Raw genomic sequence first — 16,892 nt, 5'->3', positions numbered from 1 at the left:
ATGATTTGTTCAAAAAATTGTATAAGTGTATATATAAAAGAATAATTATTATATATTTGCTTATTTTATTAATTCTGTTATTAGTGGAACAAAAAGTGGAAGCCGCTGAAGAAAGCGCAATTGCAACAATGTATGATAATGGCGACTTTGAATTTATAACAACTGACACTGCAGCGACCACAAATATAACCTGGGAAACGATAGGCTTTACCGTTCGTAGAGATAAAAGTTATGGTAACCCATTAACGGATGATAACTATGCTACATTTAAATTAGTATCAGGTCAGAAGGATGAAGGGCTAACAATGCCGAATGGGACAAAAACCGTAACCTTTTATTTAACAAAAAAGCAGGTAAATGATGCTTTAGAAAGTACTGCCCTTGCAACAATAAAGGATAACGATATAATTTACCTTAATGGAATCATCAAAGTTCATAATGGCACGAAAGATCAGGATATTTATAAAACTTTAAATGGTATCAAAAATGCGGAAAGTTGGGCCAATCCAGACGATTTTGAAGATCGATTTGATATAAAAATTACATACAAGGCAGGCAATCAGACCTACCCTGTAACAATAACCTATCAATTGTACCAATCAGGAAATTATATTCCTGCAGGAACTAAGGATTGTGGAGAGTATCAGAATCACGCTGAATTTAAGCTTAGTTCCAATAATGTGCCGGACAGCAAGGTTTATAACGAAGAAACATATTTTCTTTACCGTACTTATTATCAGAATTTACCAAGTACACGGAAACTTGGTAACCGTAAGACATCTGTAGATAAAAATTTGTACCCGCAGCAATATGAAGATGATTTAAAATATATTAGGCATGAAGGAAATGGAGATTCTCTCATAGTACAAGGTGCTAAGAATGGAGATGGTTTGAATATAGTTGCAATCTACCGACGTTATCCAAACAGAACAGATAGTGAAGAGGAAGAAGAGATAACCAAAGAATATGAAGAAACTGATCCGACTGCAAAGCTCCGTGCAGATTCCCGTGAAAACGAGGCTTATGATGTGGAGGACGGAATCCCAGGAACGGAATCTCTTTATGCCAATGCTTTTACCAGTGAATATTTAGCCGGTAGTACTTTTACAAGAAAATATGGAACGAAATATTATACTGTAAATGTTAAAAAAACGTTTGAATTAAAGTGGACTACAACATCAACCGATTCTGAAGGGTATTCAGAAACCATACATCATAGTGAAATAAAACATATGACATATACCTATAATATAGCTCGTGACTTTTCCTATTGGATTATATCTGCTTTAGGAGTATATGGGGTAGGAAAAGCTGAACTGAATAATGATGCTCTACCGGGTGGAAGGATAACACTGGTCCCCGTTGGGTATGACTTGCCAACAGTTGATTATGTTCATAGTGATGAGGAAAATGACCATTTGATCGAACCGGATGATGAAATTACCATTAATCTAGGATCAGAAACAGTACATTCAAGCAGTGTACCGAGTAGGGAATATAGGAGCGAAGCGGAAGAAGCGGTTGCTGAAATACAGTGTAAAAACGACAAGCTTACGTTTAATGGACAAATAATCATTTCGGACGAAATGAAAGAGAAAATGACGGATACACCTACGGAAATTCCCTCCGGATTAAGTGAAATAGGAGAAAATGTATTATACGATTCTGGACTGATTATTCCGGCAGACACTGCAAATGCAGAGTATGAAACCACAGGTATCGTAATTTATATACCAGTAACGGAAATAAACCCAACAGATGTAGAAACAACATATGAACTTACGGATGTGAATAATATAGTAGTACATACACCAACCGTTTGTGATGCTAAAGTTCAAGATAATTATCAGGATAATCAGATGATTAGTCCGGATGTCAGCAGAGCATCACTGGTATTAGACCGGCCTTTTAATATTAAACTTCCTACAACAGGAGATCACCGTTACATTAAAGGGTACGGCTATAACGATTATGAGAAGTACATTGCATCCCGACAGGTAAAATTTCCTTTTGACGTTTATAAAGGTTCATCTACCAGTGGAGCTTTTGTAAAGAAAAATACATGGACAAGCGTTTCATCCAATACACAATTTTATTTACCTACCTGGGTTGATGAAGGAAAATATACTGTAAACTTTAGAAGTATCGCTATAAACTCAGATGCAAATGACGGTATGAATAAGATAGAAACTTTGGCTAATACAGAACTTGAAAATTATGTAGCTACGGATACAGTCAATGTAGAAGTATCCGGTCGTATTTACGGGTTAAATCTTTATGACATATCGGATTATCCAATATGGCAAGATGTGTTCCGCATTCCTAAATCCTTATCTTTAACCGGTTTTAAATATACGGTGGGAGATAAAGATCAAAACGGAAACAGTAACGGTAACGATCCTAAATATACTTTAGCTCTGGTAAATGGTGTACATCCAAAATACAGCAATGTAGGAGTGGTAAAGACTGGATATGTAACAAGGTTTAATCTGCAAACTGTCGGAAATATGTATGGTGATAATGATTACGTCCGGATTAAACCAACTTTTTATTATGTTGACAGTACAGGTAATAACAGGCAAGTTGTTGATATTTATTACTCTGAAACTTTTAACGGAAAGAAAAATATCATGGTAAAAATGGGTAGTGACCTGGACTTGACAAATAAAAAAGCTTTAAGAACCGGAGATCCCTACCTAACAATTCCGGAAGGAGCCTTAAACCAGACTGCATATTTTACCGGAGTATCCTTGAAAGACTGGAAAGCGCAGGTAAAGAATATTTATACTTATACTAATATTATGCTGCCTGGAAGCTTAAGGACTTTTGTAGGTTACATTTCCAATATTCCTAGCAGTGTTACCGAAGCTTCCATTGTGAAAAGCGTTCAATATTGGTATGGGGAATATTATCTTCCAAGTGAGATTCATGTCACACCAAAAGGATACAAAATAGAGGAATATGTGAAGTACCATGGTGGACTCACTTATAAGGAACCATTTTGGTTAAAAGATGGTTACATTATTGTCAATTTCGCAATAGAAACTATCCAGGATGGCCAAAGGCATTTAAGCTATACTAATGTTGATAATGCTGCAAATGGATATTGTAATATGTGGAAACGGGAGGGATATCAGTATAGAAAAGTCGACGATAAAAGAAATGAATTTATTTTCTTAGATGGTGATTATGTATTATATTATACAGATAAATCAGCAGCACAGGATTATATCTCAGCTGGAACACATTAATTTATTTTCAAAAGTAAACTAAGTATAAGTAGCTGGTATAATTGGAATAAAAAGGTAGAGCTAATCCTATAATGGTGCTATAATATGAGTTATAATTTGCTTCATAGATAATAGCGAGTAAAAAATATTTAGAAATATATAATATGGGATAATTTAATTCATTATCTATGTATATTTCGTCACAATTGTTAGATATTACGAACTAATGAGTATTTATATAATTGGAGGCAGGAAACTTTGACACATATTGGAACTCAGACCTTAGAGACTGACAGACTTCTGTTAAGAAAATATGAAATAACAGATGCTGACGATATGTTTCGTAATTGGGTAACTGATCCAGAAGTCAGTAGATTTTGGGGTTGGAAACCGCACGAAAATATCGAAGAAACGAAATCATTGCTTCAAGGATGGATTAACGATTATGCCAAAACAGATAACTATCATTGGGTGATAGTCATTAAGGAGCTATCGGAAGCAATAGGTTCCATTTACTTGAATGAAATAAACAACGAAGAAAAGAGTGCATCCATACACTACCTTGTTAGCAGAAAATTCTGGAATCAAGGCTTAATAACGGAAGCATGCAGAGTTGTTCTGGCTTTTTCCTTTAATAAAATAGGTATTACTAAAATTCATACACACCACCATGTAGATAATCCTGCGAGCGGTAAAGTAATGCAAAAATCTGGTATGCATTATCTTGAGACGAAATACAAGGATATTCCTGATTCCGCACAAATTAGCGGTGATTATTGTTTTTATGAAATAACATTGGAAGATTGGAAACGTACCGAATAAGTTACGAGAGCCAAACCATATGGCAGAAGTAGCATGAAAAGTCAGTATAACATTGAAATGTATATTGATTAATTTAGTGTACATGAACCAGCAAAACTTTAATATTAGTATTTAGTAGAATCATGTGCATGAGAAACTAAGTATAAGTAGCTGGTATAATTGGAATAAAAAGGTAGAGCTAATCCTATAATGGTGCTATAATATAAGTTATAATTCCCTGTTGGTTCCGATTGTGAATCAATGGTGATTGGCGGATATTATGTTTCATCAGATGAGCATCGACAAACAGGATTTTATTTCCAATAAAGGATAGTAATACCTTTTTTGGAAAATATGATTGTACGAATGAGCAGAAAGGATTTTTGGATGAATATATTTCGAATATAACATATAATGATTATGATTTATTGATTCAGTTAAGTGACGCCATATCTTTGCCAAATGGCGCCTGTATTATGGAAAAAAGGTTTATTGATGTAGCTTTGCGACATGGTCTTCCAAATTTTACAATTGATAAGTGGAAAGCGTTTATGAATCTGAAAGTGTATTTTGATAAAAAATGTAATTGCGATATGTATTCTATATTACCCAATGTTGTGGAAAATTCATACAAGAGTCTTATTTAAATTCTAAGGTGAGAGATTTTTTAATTCTCAATCGTTATACAAGGCGAACTACAGATTATTGTAATATGGCATACGGCTATCATAGTTTTAAGTGCTAAACTACTATATGAGGTGATAAAACATGGATAAAGAATTACAAAATTTACTTCCAGCAGATAAATTTGAAATTTGGACACAGTTATGCGATTTAGTAGAGAGTTTATACGAGATGGAACGAAAATTGGATACGACTAAATGGAACAATTGGAAATACGTTTGTAAGTACCGTAGAGGTGGCAGAACACTTTGTACTCTATTCGCAAATGATGTAAGTTTGTGCGTACAAATTGTATTTGGGAAAAACGAGAGAGATAAATATGAACTTGAACAAGAGCATTATTCCCATAAAATACAAACAATTTATAATGAAGCCAATACTTTTCATGATGGTAAATGGATGGATATTTATTTAGATGATTTAACTCTTTTTGATGATTTAAAGAAAATGTTATTTATTAAACGTAAACCAAACAAAATAAAGAAATACGTGCAGGAGGAGGACTTATGTTTCATTTTTATGCAGACGACGGAAGAATTTTAACGCCACCGAAAGAATTGAAGCCGTAGTTAAATGGTGCATTCCCAGCTTTTTCTAAGCTAATTGGACATATTCGTTTTTTCTATATGGCAGATGAAATTTGGGATGGAAAGTCATCGCTTGTTTTCAACGCAGAGGATGAGCAGCTGACCGCTATCACGCTTGACGATGATATTTTCTATGTACAAATCGCGAGAGAAGATTTCCGAATAGTTGATGAAACCTTGTTGGGACACCGTTTTCGCGACATTAAAGAAAACGGTGTCTTCTGGTCGGCGCCGTCCATTTGAGCAGCTTACTATTAATAAGAATATGACCCAAATGAATACCCCTGCGGTTATCGGTGCGATATATGCCTTGGAAATAAAAAGTACAATGAAAGCGACTTCTTGGGAAGCGAAAAATTCGACGAAATGAATAGGGTGTGCTATCACAACTGTGTTCCAAACGTAAGTATCGAACGGAATGTTCATAAAAAAAGCGTCTGTCCAAGCTGTGAAGCAAAGAAAAAAGATTGCTAATACTTTATTTGCCCTACGGAAAAAGGGTACAATAATTGCGTGGAATGTGGAGATTATCATTCATGTGATGTTTACCGTGACTGTCATTATTCGGGTCAATGTAATTTAGGTATTACCGCTGAAGAAGTTACGAATTTGGTAATTCCCTATTGCATGAAGGAACGACTTGACATATTACGCAACTCTACATTATAAGCATAATCTTCAGTAAAATTCTTACACAATCGTTAGATAATGCGAATTAAATGGAGGATATTATGGTAGGAAAGTATAAAGTAATAACTTTGTGCGGGAGTACGAGGTTTAAAGATGAGTTCTTGAAAGCACAAAAACAATTAACGCTAGAAGGAAATATAGTTATTTCAGTAGGATTGTTTGGACATGCTGATGGTGAGTTTGAAAATGTAATCACTCCTGAAATTAAAGTAATGCTTGACGATATCCATAAAAGAAAAATCGATATGTCTGATGAAATTTATGTGATTAACAAAAACGGATATATAGGCGAAAGTACAAAAGGTGAAATAGAATACGCTATAAAGACTGGAAAAAGGGTTGATTATTTAGAGTGTCATAATGCTTAGCCTGTTTCAAAATAGTTATCGATTGTGAATTGATTTACACTATAATTCAGGGACAAATCAGAATTTGTCAAGTAAACTTCCAAATCAATATATTTCAAATAAATGGAGGTGTTTACCAATTAAAAATTAAGTATTATGTTATTAAAATAGAAAAATCTTATGAAAAAGCATAATAACTTGGATGATTATCTAACCTAAACTGTTCTTCACATAAAAAAACTGCCACAAAAAAATGATATATTATAGGAGGAAAAAGAGAATGCCAAGAAAAATAGTTTTGTATATTGCCATGAGTCTGGATGGATATATTGCAACAAAAGATGATCACTTAGAATGGCTTTTTAATACCGAAGGAGAAGGTGATAACGGGTATTCTGAATTTTATGATACGGTAGATACAATTATTTTAGGAAGAAGAACCTACGATTGGATTCTAAATAATGAAAGTGATAATTTTCCGTATAAAAATAAGCAATGTTACGTATTCTCAAAAACAATGTTTGGGATAGATAAAAATGTAGAGTTTATCAATGGTAATGTAATAGATTTTACAAAGAAATTAAAGCAGATGGACGGGAAAAATATCTGGATTGTTGGCGGAGGAGAATTACTGCATGAGTTTATGGAACAACGTTTAGTGGATGAATGGATTATTACGATTGCACCGACTATCATAGGCGATGGTATTCCTCTTTTCAAAAAGCTTGATTTTGAAACACGATTAGTTTTAAAAGGGATAAGACGCTTTAACCAATTTACAGAGCTTCATTATAATTCTATATAATATGAATGACTGAACTAATTAAGCCTGTTATGTCTGTTGTGAAAAAACAACTATTTTTGTCATTATAAATTAAAGAAAGAGATAATAGTTATGTCAGACGACTTTTTAGATGGTTACAATAAAGATATACTTCTGCAAATAAAAATATTGGAATCTATTTTAAATTCCAGTGAGCTAATAAGGGAAGTACTTAAGCGAGCTAAGTTATCAGGTTTAAATAATTACTATATTGGAGCGGGTTGTATAACTCAAACAGTTTGGAATTATATATTTCATAAGCCTTTTAACTATGGTATTAAAGATATAGACTTTGTTTATTTTGATAATGTCAATTTGGATTATGAAGCTGAAAATAAAGTTATTACCAGCTTAAAAGAACTATATGCAGATATGAAAATTCAATTAGATGTTAAAAATCAGGCAAGAGTACATCGCTGGTATAAAGAGCATTTCGGATATGATATATTGCCATATAAAAGTCTGGAAGCTGCCGTAAATACATGGCCAACGACTGCAACAGCGATAGGTGTCAGAAAAAATGAAGATGATAGTCTGAGAGTATATGCTCCTTTTGGTTTTAATGATTTATTTGGTAAAATTGTAAGACCTAATAAAGTACAGATCACAGAGGATATTTATCGATCGAAAACATTACGCTGGCTTGAAAAATGGCCGGAACTATCGATTATTCCCTGGTAATTAAGTAAAATCGCTTATAAGGTTTACGGTAATGGATATACCCTTGTGTTGGTACATGGTATGACTCCAATAAGGAAATGAGGGCAGAAAATAATTGGATAGATAAACTGAAAGATTATTTCACTGTTATAACCATTGATACAAGAGGGCATGGAGAAAGTGATCAGTCCTACAATCCGGATTTTTATTCCGTACATAATATCATTAAGGAGATTGAGACAGTGGTTAAAAAATGTGGGTTTAAGGAATTTAATTATTTTGGACCTATGGAGTAACGATTGGTTTACAATTATGTAATCAACAAAACAGGGTTGCTGAAATGTATCTCAGCAACCCAAAGTATAGTTTCTATTAAATTAATCACGATTTCTACTGTACTGCTTGTAATTTAGTGAAATATTTCTTATTCTTCCGTTTTCTCCTCGGATTCCGGTAATATAATAATGTGCACTTTATCAATACGGTTTTTTTCTACTGCATCAACCGTAAAGATAACGTTATGATCCGTTACGCTTTCGCCCACCTCTGGTAAATGGTCTAAAAGATAAATCATATGTCCTGCAATGGAATCGTAATCATCGGATTCTAATTCTAATCCGAGTACTTCATTTATTTCATCCAGTTTCGTATTTCCGTCAGCAACATATTCGTTTTCACCGATATTTTGAATCGCATCTTCTTCATCATCATCATATTCGTCACGAATATCTCCGACTATTTCTTCCAATAAGTCTTCCAGGGTTATCAATCCGGCAGTAGCACCGTATTCATCAAGTACGATAGCCAATGGAATGGATTCTTTACGCATTTCAATCAATAATTCTGAAGTTTTCTTGTATTCATAAGTAAAATAAGGTTCCCTCATGATATCTTTAATGCTGAATTCTTCTTTTGAACCCTGATAGAAGAATAAATCCTTTATTATAACGATACCTATTACATTATCTCTGGATTCACTGTAGACGGGCATTCTGGTATATTTATCAAGAGCAAATAGTTCAACTAATTCATCATAGGTTAAGGAGCTTTCAGCAAATACCATATCTACCCTGGGTACCATGACATCTTTAGCAAGAGAATCACCAAAGTCTACCACGTTGGTAATCATCCTGCGTTCTTCACTTTCAATTACTCCTTCTTCATGACTCACCTCTACAATTGTACGAAGTTCGTCTTCTGTTATAACAGAAGATTTCGCATGAGGGTTTATATGAAACATTAATAAAAATCCTAATGAAATCCGGTTGATTAAAAATATAACAGGTGTCATTATTTGAGTTAATAAATTTATAACTCGTCCATAACGCAGCGATAATTTTTCTGAATATATCGTTGCAATGGTCTTCGGGGTAATTTCTCCGAATATTAATATCAATATGGTAAGGATACCGGTAACGATACCGATACCAATACTGTTAAAATATTGAATAGCGAGGGCAGTGGCAATTGAAGAGGCAGTCAGATTGACAATATTATTACCAATCAATATTGCACTTAACATCTTCGACGGATTTTCAATCAGCTTATTTACGATTACAGCCTCCTTTACATTATCTTCTGCTAAACTACGGATCCGTAGCTTATTAACAGTGGTAAGGGCGGTTTCTGCTGAAGAAAAAAATGCAGATAGTAGCAATAGAATACCTAATATGATCAGTTGCGTGACTTCACTCGAGTCCAAATTATCATCTCCTAATTCTTAATGGGTGGCAAGTATAACGGTAATATAGTTCTCATAGTGGGTTAACACAATATGTATAATTGTGTATGCATAACAGAGCTTTTGAAATAAGTATTGGTATAAATGGATGAATTTAAAAATACATTTTAAATTATACTTTATAATATTTCCATTTATGACAGCAGCAAATCCGTTTATGATACTATGCATTAAAAGAATCCATTTTTTATAATTATAATTTGCTGGTTATAAGTGCCATTCGATTAATAAAATTATCTTGTTTTTGTATACAATTGTTATAATTTTACATGAAAATGTAGTAAATGTCAACAGAAATGGGTATTTTTCATAGGTTTCTGAAAAAATAAAGTAAATTACCTGCCAGATATTGTGATTTAATTTAACTTTTATTTTTAGAATATTACTGTAATAAAAAGAATAATTATTAATATATCTTGTACTACAGCAATTTTCACATTAAATATTTTTTATTTTATAAGAATTGCACTATTTATAAATAGATTAAATTGATTTATAATAGAGTCATTGAGGCTTGTAAAAAGACTTTGGATATAATTTGGAATTTTATCTTTCATTGCTTAATTTTACCATTAATTATATATTGTTTATTTAACCTTACAAGTAAGTCCCCCGCTTCTTAGCGAAGCGTAAGCGATGGGTTTGGGACTAACTTGTTTCTGTCAGAGTTCAAGCTCCGACTGAAATGCCTGCGTAACAGGCATAAGGTTATGAGCAAGTAACATAGCGGATTGCGAATATCCGCTTTGACTATAGAAGTAGTAGAATATTTATCAGCAGTGTCGTGACAAGTCGAAGTATCCAGTCTGACAGAACGTTTTATTTTTACTCACCATAAGAGCGGGGGACTTTATGAGAAAAAAATCGCACATCTCATTAGCGAATTATTTAATAAAAAGTATGAAATCTGAAGAATTAGTAAATCACAAAAAGGCATTTTATATTGGCAGTATTTTACCGGATTGCGTTCCATCTTTTTTAACAAGAAAACATAACATTGAAGAAACTTTTGAAATCCTAAAAAATGAAATATTAAAAATTACGGATAATTATGATATGGACAGGGGGATGACCGGATACTATTCAAGGCATCTGGGTGTTGTAACTCACTATATAGCCGATTATTTTACATTTCCCCATAATGATATTTTTAAAGGAAACCTGAAAGAACACTGTACCTATGAAAGAGATTTAAAACTGGCGTTCCGGTCTTATGTTAAAAGTGATGAAGCAATACGAGGACGTGAGAATGGTTCGATATTTAAATCGGTAGACGAAATTTTTGAATTTATCAAAAAAATGCATGAAGAATATCTGAGAGCAATTAAGGTCATAACGGTGGATTGTTTTTATATTGTTGAATTATGCCATAAAGTTGTTGACGCAATATTGCAGATATTTGAACTTAATTTAAACGAAAAGCGAATAAGCCAGGCGACAGCCGCCTAAACCGGAAGAAACACGTTTTGCGAGTTTCTTCGGTTCGCGTGGGCGTTCGAACAAGCAAGCTTGCTAATTCTCACTTTGCTTTCGCGGAAATAAATAGCTCTATCTTTGTATCGGAAATTAATTTCCCGGATATAAAGATAGAGCTTTTAAGTTTAAATAAGTTAAATGAGAATCTGAATAAACGCTTGCATTCATAGGTGCGAATACATGGAACGAAGAAACTAGCTTAGGATTCTACCGGTTTATGTTACGGTAAAGTTTCCATTAGATGTCATCTTCTCCGCGGTCAATTTGCATAACCTGTCTCTTTCTTGCAAATTCATCATTGTCTAAATATTCATCATATGTTGTTACTTTATCTATTAAGCCGTTAGGAGTAAGTTCCATAATACGGTTTGCAATTGTCTGGATAAACTGGTGATCCTGCGAAGTAAATAATATTACTCCTGGAAATTTAATCAAACCGTTATTCAGTGCCGTAATGGATTCCATATCCAGATGGTTGGTCGGTTCATCCATAAGCAATACATTTGCACCAACAATCATCATTTTAGATAACATTACCCTGACTTTTTCACCACCGGAAAGGACTCTGACTTTCTTTATCCCCTCTTCTCCCGCGAAGAGCATTCTGCCTAAGAAACCACGGACATAAGTTACGTCCTTTTCCGGAGAAAATGGCATTAACCAGTCTACAATGGTATCATCGGTATCAAAATACTTGGTATTATCTTTCGGAAAATAGGATTGGGTAGTGGTGATTCCCCATTTATAATCACCCTCATCCGGTTCTAATTCACCTGAAAGGATACGGAAAAGAGTTGTGGTTGCCTGGGTGTTAGGACCGACAAAAACAATTTTATCATCACGGCTTACGGTAAAGGATATGTTATCCAGAACTTTTACTCCATCTATAGTCTTGGAGAGATTGGATACGGTAAGGACTTCGTTGCCGATTTCTCTGTTGGGTCTAAAATCAATATAAGGATATTTTCTGCTGGAAGGACGGATGTCATCCAATTCGATTTTTTCAAGTGCCTTTTTACGGGAAGTCGCCTGCTTGGATTTCGAAGCATTGGCACTGAATCGTTGGATAAATTCCTGTAATTCCTTGATTTTTTCTTCTTTTTTCTTATTTGCTTCTTTCATCTGCTTAACCATTAACTGGCTGGATTCATACCAGAAGTCATAGTTACCTGCATAAAGTTGTATTTTTGCATAGTCAATATCAGCAGTATGGGTACATACCTTATTCAAAAAATATCTGTCATGGGATACAACGATAACAGTATTCTCAAAATTAATCAGGAATTCTTCTAACCAGCGGATTGCTTCCAAATCCAAATGGTTTGTAGGCTCATCTAAAAGCAGAATATCCGGATTACCAAACAGAGCCTGGGCTAATAATACCTTAACCTTTTCACTGCCGTTTAATTCACTCATTAGTTTGTAATGAAGCTCATTTTCAATGCCAAGCCCATTTAGAAGGGTCGCCGCATCGGATTCTGCTTCCCATCCGTTTAAAGTAGCAAACTCTCCCTCAAGTTCACTTGCTTTAATACCGTCAGCTTCCGTAAAGTCTTCTTTCGCATAGATAGCATCTTTTTCTTTCATAATATCATATAAACGTTGATTGCCCATAATAACGGTATTCAGTACATCATATTCATCATATTTAAAATGATCCTGCTGTAAGAAAGATAACCGCTGTCCGGGGTTATAATGATATCCCCTTTGGAAGGCTCCAATTGACCGGAAAGAATCTTTAAAAAAGTAGATTTACCGGCACCGTTTGCACCAATCAGACCATAACAATTACCTTCCGTGAATTTAATATTTACATCTTCAAATAAGGCTCTTTTACCGAGTCTTAAAGTTACGTTACTTGCTTGTATCATTATTTTTATACCTCTCGATCATTCTGCGTGTTAAGATTCATTTTATATTTTAACGTAAATTTACTATTTTGCAAGTGTTTTATTGCATTTTGTGGGAACATGGGACTTATTAGGGATTTGTTTCCCAATACTTATTTTTTCTTTCGATAAAATATTTATATAAATGTATTCTTAACTATGGTATAATCTGGGTTAGTGTATAAAAATAAACGATTAATACAGGAGAGGCTTCATATGAAATATCCGGTAGTAACAATCGGAAATTTAATTGGATGTTGCGGAATAAGACGAAATGAATTTGAAAGAGAAAGTCAAAGAAATAAAAAAAAATATAGTAGTTTTATTTATTGCGGTTAAGAAAAAAGAAACTCCCTGGTATGCAAAAATTCTTGCCGGGTTTACCGTAATTTATGCTCTTTCCCCACTTGATCTGGTACCGGATTTTATTCCTGTTTTAGGATATTTAGATGATTTAATTATTTTACCGGTACTAATTCTTTTATCTATAAGGATGATTCCGAAACATATATTAGAGCAGGCTAAACAGGAAGCTATAGATATTTGGAAAGATGGTAAACCGGACAAGTGGTATTATGCGATACCAATTGTGTGTATTTGGATAGCAGTAGTAGTTCTATTAATCAGAATAGTATCAAACATCTGGTGAGATTGACTTTTTTAGGTTTCTTCTATAAAATGAAGACAAGATTATGTTAGGTAAGGAGATGCTCAGGCTTATGAATCGTGTCAGGAGAATGGCTTTAAAAGCCCTCACGTATCCTATTGATTTAAAGAAAAATTATAAGCTCCAACGTAAGTTATTTATTGCAGCACATCCTTATATAAAACCGTTATATAAGTTATTAGATAAAAAAATCATATTTAAAGACAGGGAAATTCCTGTAAGGATATTTAAACCAAATATAAGAAAAGAATTTAAGGTCTTATTATTTTTTCACGGCGGAGGCTGGGTTACCGGGAATATAGACAGTTACAGTTATATTTGTGCGAATATGGCTAATGCAACAGGTTATGTGGTAGTTTCCGTGGATTACAGGCTGGCGCCCGAATTTCCTTTTCCGGCTGGAGCAGAAGACTGCTATTATGCTGCTAAGGCGGTTTTTACAGACCACAGTATATTTCGGAAGACACCAAAAGAAGTGGTTTTAATTGGTGATAGTGCGGGTGGAAATCTCGCCGCGGCCGTATCCCTGATGGCCAGGGACAGAGGAGAGTTTTTACCGGTAAAACAAATACTTATCTATCCTTCTACTTATAATGACCATAGTGATAATTCACCGTTTCCGTCCATACTGGAAAATGGAACGGGATATCTTCTGACTTCAAAGCGAATACAGGACTATATGGATTTATATATAACGGGAGAAGAGGATCGATACAACCCTTATGTAGCACCGTTGTTAGCTAACGATTTAAGCAACCAGCCCAAAACCCTGATTATAACGGCTGAATACGATCCCTTACGGGATGAGGGGGAAGCGTATGGTATGCGCCTTATAGAATATGGAAATAATGTAGTTATTAAACGGATAAATGACGCACTTCATGGCTTTTTATCCCTTCCCAGGCATTCAGTTTATGTTATACAGTGTTATGAGATAATAAACCGTTTTCTTTATGAGGAGATATAGAGCGAAAAAGAAACCGCTTTGCAGTTTCTCTGGAAATATGATAATGAAGTCATAGGAATTTATGATCATATTTCTCCTTATTTTTATTTTTATGTAACATTTGCGGCCGATAAACGGCCATGTTGCGATAGAAAAAATATACTTGAAGAAAGGAATGCCATATGTTGATTCTTTCGCACGGTGATACTTGTCTCACATTTTATTTCCGCGATAGCAAAGTGAGAATTAGCATGCTTGCCTGCAATAATTCGAACGCGCACGCGAACCGGAGAAACTCGCAAACCGTGCTTCTTCCGGATATGTGGCAGTAATACATTTGTAAGCATATGTGTTATGCAATGGGTATAAAAATGAAACATCGAAAAAAGGTTGAATGGACCAGGCTCGATAATGCGGCCAAGATTTTTCCGCCTACCAGCAATGAAAGGGATACAAAAGTTTTCCGGTTCGCCTGTGAATTATTTGAAAGGGTGGATCCGATTATATTGCAGGAGGCCTTGGATGAAACGATAGAAATATTTCCTCTTTATAAATCCGTATTAAGAAAAGGGGTATTCTGGTACTATTTTGAAACAAGCAGTATACGGCCTGTTGTAGAGGAAGAATCACTGCCTGTCTGTGCAAGAATTTATAATGAGAACAGAAGAAATCTTCTATTTCGGGTATTCTATTATAAAAACAGAATAAATCTAGAAATTTTTCATGCTCTTTCTGATGGCACAGGTGCTCTCTGGTTCATGAAAAGTTTATTATATCAGTATTTTACCAGAAAATACAAGGATTCCTTAAAGAATACGATACCCAGAATAGATTACGATGCTTCCATCAGCCAGAAGATGGATGACAGTTTCTTAAAACACTATACCGGTAAAAAGCTGTCCCTGATGGTTAAGAGTGAACGAGCCTATCATATTAGAGGAATCAGAAGAGAAGAAAACCGGATGCGCCTGGTGGAAGGAACCATGTCGGTAAAGTCGGTTCTTAATGTGGCACATGAGTATAATACAACCTTAACGGTATATCTGACAGCCTTGTTCATGTATTCTATCTATAAGAATATGCCGGAGCGTGGTAAAAAACATCCGGTAGTCTTATCGATTCCTGTGAATCTAAGAAATTATTTTGAATCAGAATCTGCCAGGAATTTTTTCAGTACGATTAATATCGGATATCATTTCGGTAAGGATAGGACTGATTTACAGGATGTTATTAGAAGTGTAAATGAAAGTTTTACCAAGGAGTTAACAGAGGAACGTCTGAAAAATCATATGGAGCGGTTAGCCGCACTGGAACACAATGTATTTACAAGAGTAGTGCCTTTAGTTCTAAAGGATGTTACTTTAAAATTAGCCAACCGTATCAATGAAAGAGGTATTACTGCGGCTCTTTCCAATATTGGTAAAGTAACCATGCCGGTAGAATTTACACCTTATATCAGGCAGTTTGATGTATTTACCAGTGCCAGAAGGCCCCAGATATGTATGTGTTCTTACGGGGATAATCTGGTAATCAGTTTTACATCACCTTTTACGGACACGGATATTCAGAAAACTTTCTTTCAAATCCTTTCAAAAAAAGGTATTGATGTAAAGATAGCCACAAACCTTTAACAGGAGGAAGAATCATGCAGTATTGCGAGCATTGTAAGGTTCATATTCGGGGCAACCGTAAATACTGCCCATTATGCCAAAATACGTTATCCGGAACAGGAAGTGATGAGGAAGAATTATTTCCTGAAATACCGGTAACTTATCAATATAATTTAATGATACGGGTTATGCTGTTTATATCCATCAGTATCGTTGTAATCAGTCTGGCCGTAAATGCCATGTTTCCTGTGAATGTAAACTGGCCGATGTTTATTATATTCGGAATATTATGTATCTGGATCAGCCTGGCTATGGTAATACGTAAAAGACATAATATACCTAAAAGTATTATCTGGCAGGTTGCCGTTATTTCTATCCTGGCTGTTTTATGGGATTGGAGGACGGGGTGGAGAGGTTGGTCTTTGGATTATGTAATTCCTATTGTCTGCGTTGTTGCCATGATTGTTATGTATATCACAGCAAAAATTATGCGGTTAGGTGTCAGAGATTTTATAATATACATTGTGCTGGACAGTATATTTGGTATAATTCCCATATTATTTATATTACTAAATCTTCTTCATGTTAAATTTCCATCCGTAATCTCCATATCTATCAGTGTATTATCACTGGCAGCCGTCATCTTATTTGAGGGTGAAAATATCAGGGAAGAGTTAGACAAACGAATGCATTTGTAAATTGGTATTAAAATAACTGGCGATGACTTATAGGTTATTACGA

The 16,892-nt window shown here is 34.6% G+C and carries 15 protein-coding genes and 1 pseudogene; 14 read left to right on the top strand and 2 right to left on the bottom strand.

Annotation, left to right across the window (positions count from 1 at the left end):
- Positions 1-5: 5 nt before the first annotated feature.
- The 9 genes from Ana3638_RS20495 (at position 6) to Ana3638_RS20455 (ending at position 8,118) form a co-directional block, all read left to right on the top strand.
- Entirely contained in the window at positions 6-3,251 is a 3,246-nt protein-coding gene (locus Ana3638_RS20495) for a DUF5704 domain-containing protein (protein WP_161839690.1), read from the top strand.
- Positions 3,252-3,488: 237 nt separating this feature from the next.
- A complete protein-coding gene (locus Ana3638_RS20490) occupies positions 3,489-4,052 on the top strand; it encodes a GNAT family N-acetyltransferase (RefSeq protein WP_161839689.1) in 564 nt (187 codons plus the stop codon).
- A 362-nt stretch (positions 4,053-4,414) separates the two neighbouring features.
- Positions 4,415-4,678, top strand: coding sequence for a hypothetical protein (locus Ana3638_RS20485; RefSeq protein WP_202621519.1), 264 nt, complete (start codon positions 4,415-4,417; stop codon positions 4,676-4,678).
- Positions 4,679-4,799: 121 nt separating this feature from the next.
- Positions 4,800-5,258: a DUF3788 family protein gene (locus Ana3638_RS20480; protein WP_161839688.1), complete on the top strand. Its 459-nt coding sequence runs from the start codon at positions 4,800-4,802 to the stop codon at positions 5,256-5,258.
- Between the two features lie 83 nt (positions 5,259-5,341).
- On the top strand, positions 5,342-5,545 hold the full coding sequence (locus tag Ana3638_RS20475; protein ID WP_161839687.1) for a hypothetical protein: 204 nt from the start codon (positions 5,342-5,344) through the stop codon (positions 5,543-5,545).
- Positions 5,546-6,033: 488 nt separating this feature from the next.
- Positions 6,034-6,360, top strand: coding sequence for a hypothetical protein (locus Ana3638_RS20470; protein WP_161839686.1), 327 nt, complete (start codon positions 6,034-6,036; stop codon positions 6,358-6,360).
- Between the two features lie 259 nt (positions 6,361-6,619).
- On the top strand, positions 6,620-7,144 hold the full coding sequence (locus tag Ana3638_RS20465; RefSeq protein ID WP_161839685.1) for a dihydrofolate reductase family protein: 525 nt from the start codon (positions 6,620-6,622) through the stop codon (positions 7,142-7,144).
- A gap of 90 nt (positions 7,145-7,234) precedes the next feature.
- Positions 7,235-7,843, top strand: coding sequence for a nucleotidyltransferase family protein (locus tag Ana3638_RS20460; protein WP_161839684.1), 609 nt, complete (start codon positions 7,235-7,237; stop codon positions 7,841-7,843).
- A 77-nt stretch (positions 7,844-7,920) separates the two neighbouring features.
- Positions 7,921-8,118 (top strand): alpha/beta hydrolase, encoded by a 198-nt coding sequence (locus tag Ana3638_RS20455; RefSeq protein WP_161839683.1) that lies wholly within the window; start codon positions 7,921-7,923, stop codon positions 8,116-8,118.
- Positions 8,119-8,246: 128 nt separating this feature from the next.
- Here the strand turns inward: Ana3638_RS20455 and Ana3638_RS20450 are convergent, their stop codons facing one another.
- A complete protein-coding gene (locus Ana3638_RS20450) occupies positions 8,247-9,524 on the bottom strand; it encodes an HlyC/CorC family transporter (RefSeq protein WP_161839682.1) in 1,278 nt (425 codons plus the stop codon).
- Between the two features lie 891 nt (positions 9,525-10,415).
- Here Ana3638_RS20450 and Ana3638_RS20445 point away from each other — a divergent pair.
- Positions 10,416-11,012 (top strand): zinc dependent phospholipase C family protein, encoded by a 597-nt coding sequence (locus Ana3638_RS20445; RefSeq protein ID WP_161839681.1) that lies wholly within the window; start codon positions 10,416-10,418, stop codon positions 11,010-11,012.
- Between the two features lie 264 nt (positions 11,013-11,276).
- Here Ana3638_RS20445 and Ana3638_RS20440 read toward each other — a convergent pair.
- Positions 11,277-12,910 (bottom strand): annotated as a pseudogene (locus Ana3638_RS20440) (ABC-F family ATP-binding cassette domain-containing protein).
- 292 nt (positions 12,911-13,202) lie between these two features.
- Here Ana3638_RS20440 and Ana3638_RS20435 point away from each other — a divergent pair.
- The 4 genes from Ana3638_RS20435 (at position 13,203) to Ana3638_RS20420 (ending at position 16,849) form a co-directional block, all read left to right on the top strand.
- Positions 13,203-13,577 carry a YkvA family protein gene (locus Ana3638_RS20435; protein ID WP_161839680.1) on the top strand — a complete coding sequence of 125 codons (375 nt, stop codon included), beginning with the start codon at positions 13,203-13,205 and terminating at the stop codon, positions 13,575-13,577.
- A gap of 70 nt (positions 13,578-13,647) precedes the next feature.
- Entirely contained in the window at positions 13,648-14,562 is a 915-nt protein-coding gene (locus Ana3638_RS20430) for an alpha/beta hydrolase (RefSeq protein ID WP_161839679.1), read from the top strand.
- Between the two features lie 350 nt (positions 14,563-14,912).
- Positions 14,913-16,172 (top strand): hypothetical protein, encoded by a 1,260-nt coding sequence (locus tag Ana3638_RS20425; RefSeq protein WP_161839678.1) that lies wholly within the window; start codon positions 14,913-14,915, stop codon positions 16,170-16,172.
- A gap of 14 nt (positions 16,173-16,186) precedes the next feature.
- On the top strand, positions 16,187-16,849 hold the full coding sequence (locus Ana3638_RS20420; RefSeq protein ID WP_161839677.1) for a DUF6320 domain-containing protein: 663 nt from the start codon (positions 16,187-16,189) through the stop codon (positions 16,847-16,849).
- Positions 16,850-16,892: the final 43 nt, after the last annotated feature.

This window comes from Anaerocolumna sedimenticola (assembly GCF_009931695.1).
Taxonomy (GTDB): domain Bacteria; phylum Bacillota; class Clostridia; order Lachnospirales; family Lachnospiraceae; genus Anaerocolumna; species Anaerocolumna sedimenticola.
This window is presented reverse-complemented; position numbering and strand designations above follow the sequence as displayed.